Origin of the sequence: Pacificoceanicola algae (assembly GCF_049341065.1) — a bacterium.
Taxonomy (GTDB): domain Bacteria; phylum Pseudomonadota; class Alphaproteobacteria; order Rhodobacterales; family Rhodobacteraceae; genus Pacificoceanicola.
This window is the reverse complement of record NZ_JBMPIX010000010.1, coordinates 73,959-89,469: the sequence shown is the minus strand read 5'-3', so window position 1 is coordinate 89,469 and position 15,511 is coordinate 73,959. Positions and strand designations below refer to the sequence as shown.

Genomic DNA, 15,511 nt, shown 5'->3' with positions numbered 1-15,511 from the left:
CCATTAGTGATGCGGGTGAAGCGCGTCCTTGAGATAGACGCAGGTCAGAATTGTGAACACGTAGGCCTGAATGAAGGCCACAAGGATTTCAAGGCCGTACATTGCACTGATGGCGATGATCGACAGAGGCGAGACCAATGCGATCGCAGCAAAGCCCGCGAACACCTTGATCACCGCGTGCCCTGCCATCAGGTTGCCAGCAAGACGAATGGAGTGGCTGACCGGGCGCACGAAGTACGAGATCAGTTCGATGATCGCCAGGATCGGGCGCAGCGCCAGCGGCGCAGAAGACACCCAGAACAGGCCCAGAAACGACGCGCCGTTCTTAACGAAACCAAGGATGGTCACGGTCAGGAACACCGCCAGCGCCAGAACCACGGTCACTGCAAAGTGTGAGGTGGTTGTAAAGGACATGGGGATCAGGCCAAGGAAGTTGGCCACCACGATGAACATGAACAGGGTCATGATGTAGGGGAAATACTTCAACCCCTCCTTGCCACTGACGTCCTCTACCATCTTGTAGACAAAGCCATAGGCCAGCTCTGCAATCGACTGGCTGCGCGTCGGGACAACGGCGCGGCGCGAGGTGCCGACAACCATCAGACCGACGATCACCACGACGGCAAGGAAAAGCCAGAGCGTCACATTGGTGATGGTAAAGGCGCCAACCGGGCCGTCACCGAACAAAGGCTTTACGATGAATTGGTCCATCGGGTGGAAAACAAGGCTGCTGCTTTCAGCTGCGCCATGTGCGGCCTCTGCAACCTGGCCTGTGGCCTCTGCACCATGCGTCTCAGTCGCCATCTTTGTCCCCTTCGCTAGCCCCCGGCGTGCGGGTGGCCCCTTCAACGTCTTTGCCCGTCTGGGCGATCTGCTTTTGCTGGATCTCAGCCGCGCTGCGCATCATGACCTTGATGCCTGCGGCGAGCCCCAGCAATGTGAACAGCACCATGAGGAACGGCATGGTGCCAAACACCACATCAAGCCCGTATCCGATGCCAAAGCCGATCCCGAGACCGGCCACCATTTCCGTCACCATTCGCCAGGCCAGATTGGCCTGAGAGTAGTGCTCTTCCTGATGTGCTTTCGCGCCCGCTTCGGCCCGTTTGACCGCTTCGATCCGGGCTTCCAGCTGCTTCAGCTTATCCTTCGGATCGGGCTCGGCCACGTTAAACACCTCTTTCAGAGAGTTGACTGGTTGCTAAGCCGAGGGGGCGGCTGAGTCAACATGGTGTTAACAGCCATTTCAATACCTTTAATATACTGAAACCATTGATCTTCTTTCCGCCTCTGACATGCACGGTCATTCCGTCGCAGCCGCCCTCGGCGCAGATACCGCCATTTCTCTATATTCAACGATTTGGTTGAGTATTCACGCAGCCTCTCTTGACCCTTGCCGCGCAAGCGTCCTTATGAAGGGTCATGAGCGCCCATCTCGACACCGTCTTTGCCGCCCTCGGCGATGCCACCCGACGCCGCATCCTGACGATGCTGCTTGAGGACGACATGGCCGTGACCGATGTGGCCGAACCATTTGACATCTCGCTGGCCGCAATCTCCAAACACCTGACGATCCTCGCCGGGGCGGGCCTGATAAGTCAGGAAAAACGCGGGCGGGTAAAGTGGTGCAAGCTTGAACCCGACGCCCTGCGGGATGCCTCGGTCTGGATGCAGAGTTTTGGCCAGTTCGAACCGGTCAACCTTGACGCGTTCGAACGGTTCCTGGCGCAGGAATTGCCGGACAATTCAGACACGCCGTAAGAACTGGCTATCAGTCCCGCAAAAGCATGACCAACGCCAGCGCCGTCAGGCCCACACCCGGCAGGACCATAGCTGGCGGCGCTCCTTTGCCCAAGGCGATCTCCCAAAGGATGACCCAGCTTGGCGTCAGATAGGTATAGGCCATTACCTTGGCCGAAGGCAGCCGCAACGTCGCGTAGCGCAAGATCAGAAAGGTCAGGGCAGTGGCGGGCAGCGCCACATACAAAAGCGTCACCCAGACAATGGCTGGCAAACCAGCCCAATCCGTCGTCCAAAGCCCATGGAACGCCCAGACGCCGAGCAACAATGCCCCTGCCGTCAACACGCCCGCGGTAAACCCAAGCGCGGGTTCACCCCGGTTCAATTTGCGCAGCAGCGGGGAGTACAGCGCATGGCCGATACACCCCCAGAAATAGATCGTCTCGCCGCGACCGATCTCAAAGGCGGACAGACTGGTAGTATCGCCATCAAAAATCACCCAAAGCGCACCTGCGGCCCCCACCGCGATGGCCAGCGCCATCCACGGGGTCGTCACTTGCCGCACCACGGTATAGCCAAAGATCGCAGTCAACGCGGGATTGAGGGTGAAGACCGCCGACATGCTGACAGGCGTCGCCGTTTTCAGCCCTTCAAACATGGTGACAAAGTAGATCGCAAAAAGACCGGCAAGCAGCAGATAACGCCATGGCGCGTAAAACACCTGCGGCGTGATCCCCTTGGTCATGCCCGCGATCACCCAAAGCGAGGTCGCGGCAATCGCAAAGCGCACGGCATTCATGACTGCCGGATCAATAAACGGCGCCGCCATACCACCAAGCGAGAACGACCCTGCCACCAACGCCGAAAAAAGGAGCATCGCCAGATGCCCCTTCCCGGCCTGGCTCATCGGGCAGAGCCTTCGCCGGTGTACTCCTTGATATGCGCAAGAAAGGCCTGCACCTTGGCGGTACGGTGCAAGTCAACATGGGTCACCAGCCACAGCGGCGACGACCAGTTTTCTTGCGGGGGCATCACCTGCACCAGATCGGGCAACTGCGCGGCCTCTCGCACACCCAGAAATCCGATCCCCGCCCCGGCAAGAATCGCGCGTTCCATCACTCGGGAATCCGTAGTGCGAAAGACCACGTTTTCGCGTGGGACCGTGTCTCTCAGCCAAAGCAGGAACGGCGCTCGATTGTTCAGATCGTCATGCCCGACAAAGACGTGATCTTTCAGGTCGGCCTCACCGCTTGGCTGACCATGCGCGTCGACATAGGCGCGGCTGGCGTAGAGGGCGATGTCCTGCCTGGCAAAGGATTGAACCACGTTGTCCGGTTCCTCGGGTTGCTTGCCAGCCCGCAAGGCGACATGTGCCTCGCCGTATTCCAGCCGGAACACGCGGTCATCCGTCAGATAGCGCACCGTGACATCAGGATAGGCCTGCCGAAAGGTGGTCAGCGCCCCGACCATCAGCGGCGCAAAGGCGACAAGGGACGTCACCAGAAGTTCGCCCGAGACATCACTGCCCCGACCTTTGATTCGACCTTCAAGCTGGTGAAATTGCTCATCCGTCGTCTGGGCGACGCGCAACAGATCAGTCCCGGCTTCTGTTGCAGTATAGCCACGGGCATGGCGCTGGAACAGCTTCACCCCAAGCCGGGACTCCAAAGCATCAATATGACGAATCACCGTCGCATGATGCATGCCTAACGTGTCCGCGGCGCCACTGACAGTTCCCTGCCGCGCCACGTGATAGGCTGTTCGAACCTCGTCCCAATTTTCCATCTGACATGCCCCGGCCAAAATTCGCACTAACGTGCAATACCGCCATCTGCTGGCCGGAAAGACAAGGCCAGCGTCGCGAAAATGAGGCCCACCTTCGGAGTTTTGCGCAGGCCCAAAACGAAAATGCCGACGACCTTATTCAGATCGCCGGCACAATTGTGCAGAACGGCCACGAATGGCCGGAATGCTATATTTTAAAGGCTTTAACCCCGGTCAGGGATTAGTTCGAACCCGAGGACGAGGACGAATCTGCGTTGGCCAGTGCCGCAACGATTGCAACGCCAGCAATAACGGCCAGAGCTGTGCCAACGCCGCCGGCGGACGAGCTTGCCGCAGCCGTTTCAACCGGCACAAAGGGGTCAGATTCGGTTTCGGCGGTGTCGCCGTACATGCCTGCGAATGCGGTGCTTGCGGACAGAGCGACCGCTGCGGTCGCCAGGATGAATTTGTTCATGGTAAAACTCCGTTTGAGACGATTGGTCGCCAAGTTAGCAACTCCCATAAAAAAACACAAAAGTAAAACCGTGATTTCCATCAGGTGCGGCACAACCGGCAAAATTGTTCTCATCTTGCATCACCTTGCCCTGATAACGCACATTTTAGGCAGTTTCGACCCCAGTTTCACGACCCGCCTCCTGACAACTTGACTCTGGTCGCGCTTCACCGTAACCCCGCCCCAACCTTCCGGGAGTCCTGTGTGCTTCCGGTCCCATGGGTCTTTGCCCGGGATCGCCCTCCGTCAGCGCGTTGCGCCCACGGGGGCGTGTGTGCTTTGTGGAACGCCCGCTTGAATGCGCTGTGTTGCACAAGACCCATGGGGTTTGAGATGCAGGCCGCGCGCCCTTAATTAAAGGCGCAACAGGATCAGAAAAAGGAGGGGTTCCCCTCATGTTTGAAAATCTCTCTGAACGCCTTGGCGGTGTCTTTGACCGCCTGACAAAGCAAGGCGCGCTTTCTGCCGAAGACGTGAAAACCGCCCTGCGCGAAGTTCGCGTGGCGCTTTTGGAAGCAGACGTTTCCCTGCCCGTTGCGCGTGATTTCGTTAAAGCTGTCGAGAAAAAGGCCACGGGGCAAGCGGTGACCAAGTCCGTCACGCCCGGCCAACAGGTCGTCAAGATTGTCCATGACGAACTGATCGGGGTACTGGCTGGCGAGGGCGACCCCGGTACGCTGAAAATTGACACTCCGCCCGCGCCGATCCTGATGGTCGGTCTACAGGGCGGCGGTAAGACAACCACCACGGCCAAGCTGGCCAAGCGCCTGAAAGAGCGGGACGGCAAAAAAGTCTTGATGGCCTCGCTCGACGTCAACCGCCCGGCGGCCATGGAACAGCTTGAGATCCTCGGCAAGCAGATCGGCGTTGACACTCTGCCCATTGTCAAGGGCGAAGATCCCGTCGCGATCGCCAAGCGGGCCAAGACACAGGCGGCCCTTGGCGGCTATGATGTCTACATGCTCGATACCGCTGGCCGTTTGTCCATCGACGAAGAGCTGATGGCCCAGGTCGAAGCCGTCCGCGATGTCGCCAACCCACGCGAAACCCTGCTGGTGGTCGACGGCCTGACTGGTCAGGACGCGGTGCACACTGCGGAAAACTTTGACGAGCGTATCGGCATCTCTGGCGTGGTCCTGACCCGGATGGACGGCGACGGACGCGGCGGCGCGGCCCTGTCCATGCGTGCCGTGACCGGCAAGCCGATTAAGTTCGTCGGCCTTGGCGAAAAGATGGACGCGCTCGAAACCTTTGAGCCCGAGCGTATCGCCGGCCGCATCCTTGGGATGGGCGACATCGTTTCGCTGGTCGAAAAGGCCCAGCAGACGCTTGAGGCCGAACAGGCCGAGCGCATGATGCGCCGTTTCTCCAAGGGTCAGTTCAACATGAACGACCTCAAGATGCAGCTTGAACAGATGATCAAGATGGGCGGCATGGAGGGCATGATGCAGATGATGCCCGGCATGGGCAAAATGGCCAAACAGGTTGGCGACGCTGGCCTTGATGACAAGGTGCTGAAACAGCAGATTGCCTTGATCCAGTCGATGACCAAGAAAGAGCGCGCCAATCCGCAGCTCCTTCAGGCCAGCCGCAAGAAGCGCATCGCAGCAGGTGCCGGAATGGATGTGGCAGACCTGAACAAACTTCTGAAAATGCAGCGCCAGATGTCCGACATGATGAAGAAGATGGGCAAGATGGGCAAAGGCGGCATGCTGAAACAGGCCATGAAAGGCATGTTCGGCAAAGGCGGCATGCCTGCGGACATGGCCGGCATGGACCCCTCGCAGATGGACCCCAAGGCGCTGGAAGCGGCGGCCAAGCAGCTGGGCATGGGCGGCAAGATCCCCGGCCTTGGCGGCGGCGCTGCCCTGCCACCTGGCCTGTCCGGTTTCGGGAAGAAAAAGTAACGCCTGATGCCCGCGCCGATCCTCGAAACCTCGCGCCTGACGCTGCGCCCCCATGTCCTGAGTGACATTGACCCGTTCTGGGAGTTCTTCCAGAGCGACCGGGCGACATATGTCGGCGCGCCCAAGACCCGCACACATATGTGGTACGGGCTGGCGTCCGAGGTCGGCAGCTGGGACATGATGGGCCATGGCGGCTGGGGCGTGGACCTCAAGGACGGCACTTTTGTCGGGCAGGTCGCGATCACGCAGCCCCCGCATTTCCCCGAGCGTGAGATCGGCTGGACCTTCTTTGCGGGCGCCGAAGGCAAAGGCTATGCAGCTGAGGCCGCCTCGGCTGCGCTGACCTGGGCTTGGGATCAGGGTTTTGACACACTGGTGTCGTACATCCACCCGGGCAAAGCGCGCTCGATCGCGCTGGCAAAGCGACTTGGCGGCCAACACGACGCACAGGCCGACCTGCCCACTGGAGAGACATCGGCTGAAACGCTGGTGTTCCGCCACAGCCCCGACGCCGACGGCAGCCCGGAGGCTTACGCATGAGCCTCGTACAAGCGCCTCGTCTGGAAACCGAACGGTTGATCCTGCGCGGTCCCGAAAAACGTGACGCTGAACCGGTCATGGCCTTTCTTCTGGATCAGGCCCGTGCTGCCGGGTTCGGCGCATCGCCCAATCGCGGCGAAGCCTGGCGCTGGTTCTGCCTGAACGTCGGGCATTGGCACTGGCACGGCTACGGCTATTTCACCATCGAAGACAAAACCACAGGCCAAGCAGCTGGAATCAGCGGCATCTGGAACCCCGAAAGCTGGCCCGAGCCGGAACTCGGCTGGGTGGTTTTTGATGGCTTCGAGGGCAAAGGCGTGGCCTTTGAGGCGGCGCAACGCGCCCGCCGCTATGCCTACGAAGACCTCGGCTTCACAACGCTGACTTCGAACATTGTTCCTTCGAACGAGCGGTCCAAAGCCTTGGCCGCCCGCCTTGGTGCCCGCTACGAGCGCACCTATTTCAACGAAAACATGGGTGAGGATGAGCTTTGGCGCCATCCCGGGCCGGAGGCGCTGGCATGAGCACCTCAATCCCCGTGATCGAAACCGATCGTCTGACCCTGCGTGCGCCCGTGCTTGGCGACTACGACGCCCTGTGCGCCTATTACCAGGACCCGCGCAGCGCCTTTAACGGTGGTCCCAAGACCTCAGTCGAGGTCGGCCAAACCTTGATGGGTTTTGTGGGTCAATGGCACTTGCGCGGCTATGGGCTGTGGTTCATCACCCCGAAAGACGACGACCAATTCATCGGCTTCGCTGGCATCTTCCATCCGATGGACTGGCCCGAACCTGAATTGGGCTATGGCATAGCGGCCCCGTTCGAGGGGCAGGGTCTTGCCTTTGAAGCCGCCAAAGCGGCCCGTAGCGCCGCCGCCGAACACTTTGGTCTGACCCGACTGATCAGCACGATCGCGCCGGACAATTCCCGGTCGCAGACCTTGGCCCAAAGGCTTGGCGCCCATTATGAAGCCGATATGGAACTGCGCGGCACCGTTGCGCAGGCCTGGCGCCATCCAGAGGTGGCGGCATGATCCAAGCGCCCTGCGAACAGCATCGCCCCGGCCCCGGCGCACGTACCGCCGCGCGGCTTTGTGGCAAGGTTCCGGTCATCGACACCCGCCGCCTGCAATTGCGCGGGCCGCGGATCTATGACTTCAAGACCTTTGCCAAGATCTATGAGTCCGATCGCTCGATCCTGATGGGCGGCCCCTTTACCCGTGAAGAGGCTTGGCAGGAATTTACCAATTACACCTCGCTTTGGCTGCTGCATGGCCACGGGCTCTGGACCATCGACGCGCTGACCACGCCTTCTGCGGGATTTGTGCTACTGGGCTATGAATGGGACGATCCCGAGGCCGAACTGGGCATCTTCCTTTCCGAAGAGGTCGAGGGGCAGGGCTATGCACAAGAGGCACTTGAGGCCGCCCGAAATCATGCCTTTGAGGCGCTCAAATGGGACAGCGTCGTGTCGTATGTCGCGCCCGACAATGAGCGCTGCATTCGCCTGATGGAACGTGTTGGCGCGCGCCGTGACACCGTTGCCGAAGCCTTGGTTGATGGCGATATGCTTGTCTATCGCCATCATTCGGGGGGCGCGGCATGACAGATACAGTGATCCGCATCCCTTCGTTGCAGACCGAGCGGTTGATCCTGCGGGCGCCCGCGCCGCGCGACTATGACGCCTTTTGTGCCTTTCGCCGCAGCCCGCGCAGCGCCGGGATCGGAGGTCCGTTTCCGCAGGACGGCGCCTTTACCGGGTTTGCCGCTTTGATTGGGCACTGGCACCTGCGCGGCTTTGGCCGTTGGATTGTCGCGGGTCGCGACAATGATGAACCGTTGGGCATTGTTGGCCCCTTCTTTCCTGATGACTGGCCCGAGCCCGAAATCGCATGGTCTCTGTTCGACGGCGCCGAAGGGCGCGGCATCGCGCAAGAAGCCGCCATTGCTGCCCGCGCCTTTGCTTACAAGGTTCTGGGTTGGACAACCGCCATGAGTGCAATCATGGCTGGCAACCAACGCTCGGTCGCTTTGGCGAAACGTCTCGGCTGCACTCCGGACGGCAGCTTTGAGCACCCCGCTTTTGGAACGCTGGAAATCTGGCGCCATCCCTTTGTGCAGGAGGCCGTGTAATGGGCCATCGTGACATTCCCGTCCTTGAAACCAAACGCCTTGTCCTGCGCAGCCCCAAGCCCGAGGATTATTCGGCCTTCAAGGCCACCTTCGCCAGCTATCGCTCGCGCTTTATGGGTGGGCCGCTGAACGCCTATGAAACATGGATGCTTTATGCCTCGGAAATCGGGCATTGGGAAATTCGCGGCTACGGCATGTGGATGGTCCACGACAAGCAGACCGAGGAAACCGTCGGCATGGCTGGCGGCTGGTTCCCCGCGATGTGGCCCGAGCGCGAGATTGCTTGGATCATCTGGCCCGACAAGGCTGGCAAGGGCTATGCGCTTGAATCCACCGACCGTGTGCGGCGCTATTTCTACCATGAACTCGGCTGGGAAACGGCGGTCAGCTATATTGACCCCAAGAACCTCGATTCCATCCGGTTGGCCGAGCGTCTGGGCTGCATGAAAGACCCCGAGGCGAAGACCGTCGATGGCAATGACGCCGTCTATCGTCATCCCACCCTTGCCCAACTGCAAAGCCAGCTTGGCCACGGGATCGACATGGAAATCGCCCACTACCAAGATCCGCTCTTCAAACCGAAAGGCTTTGCAATTGACTGATACTGCCGTCACCCGCGCAGCAGAGCTGCTGAAAGAGCATCGCGAAAGCATCGACCGGCTGGACGCGATCCTTGTCTTCACGCTGGCCGAAAGATTCGCACATACTCAGGCCGTTGGCGTCCTCAAGGCGCAGCACGACCTTCCCCCATCCGACCCCGCGCGCGAAGAAAAGCAGATCGCGCGGCTCCAGGATTTGGCACTTCAGGCTGATCTCGACCCGGAATTCGCCAAGAAATTCCTGAACTTCATCATTCAGGAAGTCATCCATCACCACGAACAATACCAATCCTGACGGACCAGTCCGTCACCACGCCATTCAAAGGAGAAACACAATGGCTATTAAAATCCGTCTCGCCCGTGGCGGCTCCAAAAAGCGCCCCTTCTATCGCATCGTTGCGGCTGACAGCCGTATGCCGCGCGATGGCCGCTTCATCGAAAAGCTGGGCACCTACAACCCGCTGCTGCCGAAAGACAGCGAAGAGCGCGTCAACATGGACGTTGAGCGCATCCAGTACTGGCTGGGTCAGGGCGCGCAGACCACCGACCGCGTGGCCCGCTTCCTCGAAGCCGCTGGCGTGACCGCCAAGACCGAGCGCAACAACCCCAAGAAAGGCGCACCGGGCAAGAAAGCTCAGGACCGCGCTGAAGAAAAAGCCGCCAAAGCTGCTGCTGCCGCAGAAGCTCCGGCTGAAGAAGAGGCATCGGCAGAATAATTCTGTCCGATCAGCCCACCCCGGCGGACAGCCCACCTGTCCGCCGGGGGTTCTGACCCTTATCGCTGATGTTTCGATTGATCCGCTTTTTCGTGCTGTTGATGGTCGCCTTTGTGGCGGGCGTTTTCTTTGAACGAAATGCAGCTTCGGAACGCTGCGTCAGTGCAGGCGCCAAATGGCTGCGCACCGGGGTCTGTTCCGTCACGGGGGATGCACATGAGTGATCTTGTCTGCGTTGGTGCCATTTCAGGCGCTTTTGGAGTTCACGGCGAAGTTCGCCTGAAAAGCTTTACCGCTGACCCTTTGGCGATTGCCGATTATACGCCTCTGACGCTCGAGGACGGTAGCGGCAGTTTTGACATACAAATCACGCGCGAAACCAAGAACGGTTTCGTCGCTCGAATGACCGGTGTCGGCACGAAGGAAGAGGCCGACGCCCTGCGTGGCACCCGACTGTTTGCTCCGCGCGACCGCCTTCCGCAATTGCCGGATGATGAATATTACTATGCCGATCTGATTGGCCTGTCCGTGTTTGACGCGGGCGGCGCACCTTTGGGCGAGGTCAAGTCGGTCCAGAACCACGGCGCGGCCGACCTCTTGGAACTGATCGTTCCCGGTCAAAGCAAGACCGTGCTGCTGCCCTTTACCCAAGCGGTTGTGCCAACGGTCGATCTGGCCTCGGGGCGGATCGTAGCGGATCCGCCGGAAGGCCTGTTCGACTAGGTTTCTGCCAGCATCGCGCAGAGCATCTCGAACATGATACTCACGCCCAGAAAGGCCGTCCCGCCCGAGGCATCGAACGGCGGCGAAACCTCGACCATGTCCGCGCCGACAATGTTCATGCCCGTCAATTCGCGGCAGACCTGGATCGCCTGAAAACTGTTTGGGCCGCCCACCTCAGGTGTGCCGGTGCCGGGGGCAAATGTCGGGTCGACAAAGTCGATATCGTAACTGACATAGGTCGGGGCTGTGCCGACGATTTCACGCGCCTCGGCCATGACATCGGGAATGCCGCGATCGAAGAACTCTTCGATGGTGACGATCCGGATACCCACTTGCTTTGCAAAATCACGATCCTCGGCGTCATACATGCTGCCGCGAATGCCAATCTGGATGACGCGCTTGGGGTCAAGCAACCCTTCTTCCACGGCCCGCCGAAAGGGCGTGCCATGAGTGTACATGGTGCCACCAAAATACGAATCGAACAGGTCCGTGTGGCTGTCGAAGTGGATCATCCCCAGCGGATGTTCCTTGCCCAAGGCGCGCAGGATCGGAAGCGAAGTCAAGTGATCCCCGCCTGCCGTCAGCGGCCGGATGTTGGCTTTGACCAGATCGTCGTAAAAACTGGTAATACGCTCCATCGAGTCGAGAATGTCCGCAGGGTTGGGGCCAACATCCCCCAGATCGGCGCAATTGGCGGTCTCGAACGGGCGCATCCCCGTCACCGCGTGTTGCGCCCGGATCATCGTCGAGGCATCCCGCAACTGGCGTGGCGCATGGCGCGGCCCCGGACGGTTGGTGGTACCGCTGTCCCATGGCACGCCGACCACTCCAATTTGAACATCCGAATGGCGCGGATGATCGACCGGGACGTAAGGCAGGCGCATAAAGGTCGGGATCCCGGCAAAACGGGGCAGATCAAACCCCGAAACCGGATGGAAAAAAGGATCAGAGGGCATTTCGTTTTCCTTCCTGCAACAGGCTGGGGCACCGCCCCTTTTTTGATGTACTTTTAGCGCGCCGCTATCAGGCGCGCATGGCGGGTCACCGGACCGTCGCCTTGGGCCTTGATCCGGGCGATGGCGGCGTTCAACGGCTCGTAAGCTACGGCCATGTGGAAGGCATTGGCATGCAACAGGGTTTCGCTGTCCGAAACCCATGCCACATGGCCTTTCCAGAACATCAGATCACCGCGCTTGGGGGGCGTTCCGGAGGTCAGCGTTTCACCAAGAGCAGCCTCTTGCTGATCGCTGTCCCCAGGGCACGGGATGTCGCAAGCCCGGCAGGAAATCTGAACAAGACCAGAGCAGTCTATCCCCCGCGCATGATTGCCCGCCCAGACATAGGGCGTTCCCAAAAAACGCTCGGCCACGGCAACCGGGTCAGTTTCCGGGGCTGCTTCGGGGCGCAGGTGCACCTTGGGAACAAAACGCCGCCCGGTTGGCATGGCGATCTCGGCCCATTTGGGATCGCTGTCATCGGTGACGTGCAACCCGGAATTCAAGGACAAAGGAATATGCTCGCCCGAGGTCTTTAAGGTCGGTTTATCAAGCGCCTGCGTAAGCCGCGCTTTGACCCGATGCGTAATCTCGCCGGGAAGGTCGAAAAGACCGTTCGCATCGACGTAACCGACATAGCCATCATGGCCCGCATAGCCAAACGCGAACCCGGGGCCGGCTTCCAGAACATGAAAAATGTCGCCAAACAGCAGGGTCCGGTCAATGGCGCCGCCGGGCGCGTTCCAGATAGGTAGTTCCGACCATCCGACGCTTTGCGGGGTGCTTTCAACAAAGCTTTGCGCCTCGACTTGCCCTTTCAAAGACACATGGGCCACGCGCCCGTTATCGCGCAAAAGGCGGCGGTCCATCACAAGCCCAGCGCTTTTGGCAGCGCGCCAAGGATGGCCCGAGCGCTTTGACCGAACCCGCCCTTGCTGCGGCCCGGCGCGGCGGTTGGCTGCCACGAATAGATGTCAAAATGGGCGTATGCGGACGCGCCCTGCGTGAACCGGCGCAGGAACAGCGCCGCCGTGATGGCACCCGCAAAGCCGCCTTTGGGGGCGTTGTCCAGATCAGCGATGCCGGGTTCGATCAGCGCCTCATAGGGGTCGTGGAAGGGCAAGCGCCAAACCGGGTCCGCCATGCGCGGGGCGGCTTCAGTCAAAGCGTCGGCGAAGCTTTCGCTATCGGTGAAAAAGGGCGCGAGGTCCGGGCCAACGGCGACGCGGGCAGCGCCGGTCAGGGTGGCAAGCGACAGCATCAGGTCAGGCGTTTCTTCGGCTCCAAAGGCCAGCGCATCGGCCAAAACCAACCGCCCCTCGGCGTCCGTGTTATTGATCTCGACCGTCAAGCCATTGCGGGCGGTCAGGATATCCTGCGGGCGAAAGCTGTTGCCAGACACCGAATTTTCGACCGCCGGAATCAGGACGCGAAGCTGCACCGGCAGACCCAGCGACATGATCATATGAGCAAGTCCGAGCGTATTGGCCGCACCGCCCATATCCTTTTTCATCAACCCCATGGAGGCGCCGGGCTTGAGGTTCAGCCCGCCTGTATCAAAACAAACACCCTTGCCAACAAGCGTCAGCTTTGGTCCGCTCTGCCCCCAGCGCATGTCAATCAGTCGGGGTGCTTGCTCGGCGGCACGGCCGACCGCGTGAATCATCGGAAAATTCGCATCCAGCAGCGCATCGCCCAGCGTCACCTCGATCTTGGCGTCAAATCTGCCTGCAAGATCGCGTGCCGCTTGCTCAAGCGCCTCTGGCCCCATGTCAGAGGCTGGCGTGTTCACCAGATCGCGAGTCAGCGCCTCGGCTTCGGCCAGTGCCTCGATCCGGGCAGCATCAATGCCCTCCGGCGCAACCAGGGCCGCGCAGTTCGGCGCGTTGTCCCGGTAGCGGGAAAATCCATAACCTGCCAAAAGCCAACCCAAGGATTCGGTTTCAAGTCGATCATCGGGCAAGGCGTTGGCCAAACGGTATGCTCCGGGCGCCAACGCGGTGGCGGCGGCGGCCAATACGAACCGCTGGCGCGCGCGCTGCGCCGGGGTTCCGTATCCCGCAAGCGCGGCCATCGGAGCCCCGTCTGGTCCCGGAAGCAAAAGCGTCGCACCAATTGCAGCCTGAAAACCGCTTGCCTCAACCCAGTGCCGCGTTGTCGGATCTTGCTTGGCAAGCCAGCCCGCAAGGGCGTCAGGCTCAAGCACATAAAGCGGCAAAACGGCGGCGTCGGCAGATGCGAAAGTCAGCGGCATTGGTCATCCCTACAGCATTTGCAAGCAAGCCTATCCTGACCGCGCGCAACTGCAAGGGCTCAGACCGAAAACTCCTGCAAATCCCAAAGCATGGCAAGTGACCCTTCGCCCATGCGGGCAAGGCGGGCAACCGTGGCAGCCTCGGCCACGCCATCGCCGAATTCAATGCAGATCATCACATCGCGCGCCACCTTTGACAGGCTTTGTAGCCCGATCTGGTCGGCAATGGCGCCCAGCGCCCGCAAACCCTTGTGCAAATCTTCCCTTGGGCCACGAATGGATTGCTCCTGCACCTGACACAGCCTTTGCGCCAGCTCTTCCATTGCCCGACAAACGACATCTTCGGCTGCATGCAACCCAAGATCATTGCGCAGCGTTTCGATTTGCCCATGCTCCACGCGCGGATGTTCCGCCGGTGCTAGATAAGTTATATCCTTCACATCTCACCCCATATGGTTTTGCCCCCACGGCTTGATGCAAAATGCGCTTAGGACCTTCCCAAATCGTTATCCGCCAAAGCTCTTTTCCCTCGAATTCGGTTTGAATTCCGCGTATTTATCGCCGAGTTCCGCGAGAAACACTTGGAGAACGTCGATGCACCCTGTTCGCCCGCTGCCCGGATACCTGGTTCAACGTTACCACGGCTGGAAGGCCACGGCCTATGCCGAGAACCGTGCGTGGTATCGCCGTTTGGCAGACGAAGGCCAGCGGCCGAGGGCCATGGTCATTTCGTGCTGCGATTCGCGGGTGCACGTGACCTCGATCTTTGGCGCTGATCAGGGTGAGTTCTTTATTCATCGCAACATTGCCAATCTGGTGCCGCCTTATGAACCGGACGGCAATCAGCACGGCACAAGTGCTGCGGTAGAGTTTGCGGTCACGTCCCTGAAAGTGGCACATGTGATCGTTCTTGGGCATTCTCTGTGCGGCGGCGTTCAGGGCTGTCTCGATATGTGCGAAGGACGTGCGCCGGATCTCGAAGAGAGCACGTCTTTTGTCGGGCGCTGGATGGATATTCTGCGTCCCGGCTATGAACGCATCAAGGACACGCCGCCGGAAACTGCGGCTCGGGAATTGGAAAAGGAATCGGTCAGGGTTTCGATCCAGAACCTGATGACTTTTCCCTTTGTCGCTGCGGCGGTGGAGTCTGGTGAACTGACCTTGCACGGGCTTTGGACAGACATCGGCGAAGGCGGGCTGGAATTTCTTGAGCCCAACTCCGGATCATTTCAGCCGGTCTGAGAGATCAGTGCAGCTCGCCCGTATGTCCATCTACTGATGCACGCACGGCAGGCCGACCGATCCGCGCGGACAATTCGCGCAGCGGGATTCCCAAGCTGCTTCCGGTGCAAAGGCCATTCCCAGCTTCATCGAGAATCACCAGATGCCCTTCGCGAAAGGCAAGACCATAACCCTTGGTCGACAGTTGTGTTGCAAGATCCTGCCAACTCGGAGCTGTTTCAAGGATCGGCCCAAGAAATCCGCGCAAAAGGAAAAGGGTCTCACAGTCCCGAGGCTCAGGAAGACCGCTTTGAGACCGTGCGTTTGCCCAGTTCGCCTTGTCTTCGGATTGATGGCGCATAGCTCAGCTCCTTGTCTGTGCTGAAAAAAGCATCTCAGGAGAAAA

23 protein-coding genes are annotated in these 15,511 nt (G+C 60.0%); 13 read left to right on the top strand and 10 right to left on the bottom strand.

Annotated elements, in window-relative coordinates:
* Positions 1-3 precede the first annotated feature (3 nt).
* Both ACOYQJ_RS15605 and ACOYQJ_RS15600 read right to left on the bottom strand, forming a co-directional pair.
* The gene (locus ACOYQJ_RS15605; protein ID WP_422906968.1) at positions 4-804 is read right to left on the bottom strand and encodes a F0F1 ATP synthase subunit A; all 801 of its coding nucleotides are present in this window, start codon (positions 802-804) and stop codon (positions 4-6) included.
* Positions 794-1,168: an AtpZ/AtpI family protein gene (locus tag ACOYQJ_RS15600; RefSeq protein ID WP_422906967.1), complete on the bottom strand. Its 375-nt coding sequence runs from the start codon at positions 1,166-1,168 to the stop codon at positions 794-796. The genes ACOYQJ_RS15605 and ACOYQJ_RS15600 overlap by 11 nt, the downstream gene beginning before the upstream one ends.
* A 254-nt stretch (positions 1,169-1,422) precedes the next feature.
* Here ACOYQJ_RS15600 and ACOYQJ_RS15595 point away from each other — a divergent pair, with 254 nt between their 5' ends.
* Positions 1,423-1,761 (top strand): ArsR/SmtB family transcription factor, encoded by a 339-nt coding sequence (locus tag ACOYQJ_RS15595; protein WP_422906966.1) that lies wholly within the window; start codon positions 1,423-1,425, stop codon positions 1,759-1,761.
* Between the two features lie 10 nt (positions 1,762-1,771).
* On the opposite strand, the gene ACOYQJ_RS15590 is transcribed toward ACOYQJ_RS15595, so the two are convergent.
* The 3 genes from ACOYQJ_RS15590 to ACOYQJ_RS15580 all read right to left on the bottom strand — a co-directional run bounded on the left by ACOYQJ_RS15590 (position 1,772) and on the right by ACOYQJ_RS15580 (position 3,979).
* Positions 1,772-2,647 (bottom strand): DMT family transporter, encoded by an 876-nt coding sequence (locus tag ACOYQJ_RS15590; protein ID WP_422906965.1) that lies wholly within the window; start codon positions 2,645-2,647, stop codon positions 1,772-1,774.
* Positions 2,644-3,525, bottom strand: coding sequence for a LysR family transcriptional regulator (locus ACOYQJ_RS15585; RefSeq protein ID WP_422906964.1), 882 nt, complete (start codon positions 3,523-3,525; stop codon positions 2,644-2,646). The genes ACOYQJ_RS15590 and ACOYQJ_RS15585 overlap by 4 nt, the downstream gene beginning before the upstream one ends.
* 220 nt (positions 3,526-3,745) lie before the next feature.
* The gene (locus tag ACOYQJ_RS15580; protein WP_422906963.1) at positions 3,746-3,979 is read right to left on the bottom strand and encodes a ferrochelatase; all 234 of its coding nucleotides are present in this window, start codon (positions 3,977-3,979) and stop codon (positions 3,746-3,748) included.
* 434 nt (positions 3,980-4,413) lie between these two features.
* On the opposite strand from ACOYQJ_RS15580, the gene ffh reads away from it, so the two are divergent.
* From ffh to rimM, 11 genes are all read left to right on the top strand, one after another.
* Positions 4,414-5,925, top strand: coding sequence for a signal recognition particle protein (gene ffh / locus ACOYQJ_RS15575; protein WP_422906962.1), 1,512 nt, complete (start codon positions 4,414-4,416; stop codon positions 5,923-5,925).
* 6 nt (positions 5,926-5,931) lie between these two features.
* Positions 5,932-6,465: a GNAT family N-acetyltransferase gene (locus ACOYQJ_RS15570; protein ID WP_422906961.1), complete on the top strand. Its 534-nt coding sequence runs from the start codon at positions 5,932-5,934 to the stop codon at positions 6,463-6,465.
* Positions 6,462-6,989, top strand: coding sequence for a GNAT family N-acetyltransferase (locus ACOYQJ_RS15565; protein ID WP_422906960.1), 528 nt, complete (start codon positions 6,462-6,464; stop codon positions 6,987-6,989). Before ACOYQJ_RS15570 ends, ACOYQJ_RS15565 begins: the two co-directional genes overlap by 4 nt.
* Positions 6,986-7,498, top strand: a complete 513-nt coding sequence (locus tag ACOYQJ_RS15560; RefSeq protein ID WP_422906959.1) for a GNAT family N-acetyltransferase — start codon at positions 6,986-6,988, stop codon at positions 7,496-7,498. Before ACOYQJ_RS15565 ends, ACOYQJ_RS15560 begins: the two co-directional genes overlap by 4 nt.
* A complete protein-coding gene (locus ACOYQJ_RS15555) occupies positions 7,495-8,070 on the top strand; it encodes a GNAT family N-acetyltransferase (protein WP_422906958.1) in 576 nt (191 codons plus the stop codon). Before ACOYQJ_RS15560 ends, ACOYQJ_RS15555 begins: the two co-directional genes overlap by 4 nt.
* On the top strand, positions 8,067-8,597 hold the full coding sequence (locus tag ACOYQJ_RS15550) for a GNAT family N-acetyltransferase (RefSeq protein WP_422906957.1): 531 nt from the start codon (positions 8,067-8,069) through the stop codon (positions 8,595-8,597). Before ACOYQJ_RS15555 ends, ACOYQJ_RS15550 begins: the two co-directional genes overlap by 4 nt.
* Positions 8,597-9,199 (top strand): GNAT family N-acetyltransferase, encoded by a 603-nt coding sequence (locus ACOYQJ_RS15545; RefSeq protein WP_422906956.1) that lies wholly within the window; start codon positions 8,597-8,599, stop codon positions 9,197-9,199. Before ACOYQJ_RS15550 ends, ACOYQJ_RS15545 begins: the two co-directional genes overlap by 1 nt.
* Positions 9,192-9,491 (top strand): chorismate mutase, encoded by a 300-nt coding sequence (locus ACOYQJ_RS15540; protein WP_422906955.1) that lies wholly within the window; start codon positions 9,192-9,194, stop codon positions 9,489-9,491. The genes ACOYQJ_RS15545 and ACOYQJ_RS15540 overlap by 8 nt, the downstream gene beginning before the upstream one ends.
* A 40-nt stretch (positions 9,492-9,531) precedes the next feature.
* Positions 9,532-9,912: a 30S ribosomal protein S16 gene (rpsP, locus tag ACOYQJ_RS15535; protein WP_422906954.1), complete on the top strand. Its 381-nt coding sequence runs from the start codon at positions 9,532-9,534 to the stop codon at positions 9,910-9,912.
* Between the two features lie 68 nt (positions 9,913-9,980).
* Positions 9,981-10,136: a hypothetical protein gene (locus ACOYQJ_RS15530; protein ID WP_422906953.1), complete on the top strand. Its 156-nt coding sequence runs from the start codon at positions 9,981-9,983 to the stop codon at positions 10,134-10,136.
* Entirely contained in the window at positions 10,129-10,635 is a 507-nt protein-coding gene (gene rimM / locus ACOYQJ_RS15525) for a ribosome maturation factor RimM (protein WP_422906952.1), read from the top strand. The genes ACOYQJ_RS15530 and rimM overlap by 8 nt, the downstream gene beginning before the upstream one ends.
* Here rimM and speB read toward each other — a convergent pair.
* The 4 genes from speB to ACOYQJ_RS15505 are packed head-to-tail and all read right to left on the bottom strand — an operon-like array spanning position 10,632 to position 14,324.
* Positions 10,632-11,591 (bottom strand): agmatinase, encoded by a 960-nt coding sequence (gene speB, locus ACOYQJ_RS15520; protein WP_422906951.1) that lies wholly within the window; start codon positions 11,589-11,591, stop codon positions 10,632-10,634. The two genes, rimM and speB, sit on opposite strands and share 4 nt — an antisense overlap.
* A 53-nt stretch (positions 11,592-11,644) precedes the next feature.
* A complete protein-coding gene (locus ACOYQJ_RS15515) occupies positions 11,645-12,499 on the bottom strand; it encodes a C40 family peptidase (protein WP_422906950.1) in 855 nt (284 codons plus the stop codon).
* Positions 12,499-13,884 (bottom strand): leucyl aminopeptidase family protein, encoded by a 1,386-nt coding sequence (locus ACOYQJ_RS15510; protein WP_422906949.1) that lies wholly within the window; start codon positions 13,882-13,884, stop codon positions 12,499-12,501. The genes ACOYQJ_RS15515 and ACOYQJ_RS15510 overlap by 1 nt, the downstream gene beginning before the upstream one ends.
* Before the next feature lie 59 nt (positions 13,885-13,943).
* On the bottom strand, positions 13,944-14,324 hold the full coding sequence (locus ACOYQJ_RS15505; protein ID WP_422906948.1) for a hypothetical protein: 381 nt from the start codon (positions 14,322-14,324) through the stop codon (positions 13,944-13,946).
* Between the two features lie 154 nt (positions 14,325-14,478).
* Here ACOYQJ_RS15505 and ACOYQJ_RS15500 point away from each other — a divergent pair, with 154 nt between their 5' ends.
* Positions 14,479-15,126 carry a carbonic anhydrase gene (locus ACOYQJ_RS15500; protein WP_422906947.1) on the top strand — a complete coding sequence of 216 codons (648 nt, stop codon included), beginning with the start codon at positions 14,479-14,481 and terminating at the stop codon, positions 15,124-15,126.
* Between the two features lie 4 nt (positions 15,127-15,130).
* On the opposite strand, the gene ACOYQJ_RS15495 is transcribed toward ACOYQJ_RS15500, so the two are convergent.
* Complete coding sequence (locus ACOYQJ_RS15495; RefSeq protein WP_422906946.1) at positions 15,131-15,466, bottom strand: hypothetical protein; 336 nt, start codon at positions 15,464-15,466, stop codon at positions 15,131-15,133.
* Positions 15,467-15,511: the final 45 nt, after the last annotated feature.

Excerpts from the sequence above, each read along its gene's own strand:
- rpsP (WP_422906954.1), top strand. The coding sequence starts at position 9,532 with ATGGCTATTAAAATCCGTCTCGCCCGTGGCGGCTCCAAAAAGCGCCCC.
- ACOYQJ_RS15580 (WP_422906963.1), bottom strand. The coding sequence starts at position 3,979 with ATGAACAAATTCATCCTGGCGACCGCAGCGGTCGCTCTGTCCGCAAGC.
- ACOYQJ_RS15530 (WP_422906953.1), top strand. The coding sequence starts at position 9,981 with ATGTTTCGATTGATCCGCTTTTTCGTGCTGTTGATGGTCGCCTTTGTG.
- speB (WP_422906951.1), bottom strand. The coding sequence starts at position 11,591 with ATGCCCTCTGATCCTTTTTTCCATCCGGTTTCGGGGTTTGATCTGCCC.
- ACOYQJ_RS15495 (WP_422906946.1), bottom strand. The coding sequence starts at position 15,466 with ATGCGCCATCAATCCGAAGACAAGGCGAACTGGGCAAACGCACGGTCT.
- ACOYQJ_RS15605 (WP_422906968.1), bottom strand. The coding sequence starts at position 804 with ATGGCGACTGAGACGCATGGTGCAGAGGCCACAGGCCAGGTTGCAGAG.
- ACOYQJ_RS15595 (WP_422906966.1), top strand. The coding sequence starts at position 1,423 with ATGAGCGCCCATCTCGACACCGTCTTTGCCGCCCTCGGCGATGCCACC.
- ACOYQJ_RS15510 (WP_422906949.1), bottom strand. The coding sequence starts at position 13,884 with ATGCCGCTGACTTTCGCATCTGCCGACGCCGCCGTTTTGCCGCTTTAT.
- ACOYQJ_RS15585 (WP_422906964.1), bottom strand. The coding sequence starts at position 3,525 with ATGGAAAATTGGGACGAGGTTCGAACAGCCTATCACGTGGCGCGGCAG.
- ACOYQJ_RS15560 (WP_422906959.1), top strand. The coding sequence starts at position 6,986 with ATGAGCACCTCAATCCCCGTGATCGAAACCGATCGTCTGACCCTGCGT.
- ACOYQJ_RS15550 (WP_422906957.1), top strand. The coding sequence starts at position 8,067 with ATGACAGATACAGTGATCCGCATCCCTTCGTTGCAGACCGAGCGGTTG.
- ACOYQJ_RS15570 (WP_422906961.1), top strand. The coding sequence starts at position 5,932 with ATGCCCGCGCCGATCCTCGAAACCTCGCGCCTGACGCTGCGCCCCCAT.
- ACOYQJ_RS15565 (WP_422906960.1), top strand. The coding sequence starts at position 6,462 with ATGAGCCTCGTACAAGCGCCTCGTCTGGAAACCGAACGGTTGATCCTG.
- ACOYQJ_RS15500 (WP_422906947.1), top strand. The coding sequence starts at position 14,479 with ATGCACCCTGTTCGCCCGCTGCCCGGATACCTGGTTCAACGTTACCAC.
- ffh (WP_422906962.1), top strand. The coding sequence starts at position 4,414 with ATGTTTGAAAATCTCTCTGAACGCCTTGGCGGTGTCTTTGACCGCCTG.
- rimM (WP_422906952.1), top strand. The coding sequence starts at position 10,129 with ATGAGTGATCTTGTCTGCGTTGGTGCCATTTCAGGCGCTTTTGGAGTT.
- ACOYQJ_RS15545 (WP_422906956.1), top strand. The coding sequence starts at position 8,597 with ATGGGCCATCGTGACATTCCCGTCCTTGAAACCAAACGCCTTGTCCTG.
- ACOYQJ_RS15515 (WP_422906950.1), bottom strand. The coding sequence starts at position 12,499 with ATGGACCGCCGCCTTTTGCGCGATAACGGGCGCGTGGCCCATGTGTCT.
- ACOYQJ_RS15555 (WP_422906958.1), top strand. The coding sequence starts at position 7,495 with ATGATCCAAGCGCCCTGCGAACAGCATCGCCCCGGCCCCGGCGCACGT.
- ACOYQJ_RS15590 (WP_422906965.1), bottom strand. The coding sequence starts at position 2,647 with ATGAGCCAGGCCGGGAAGGGGCATCTGGCGATGCTCCTTTTTTCGGCG.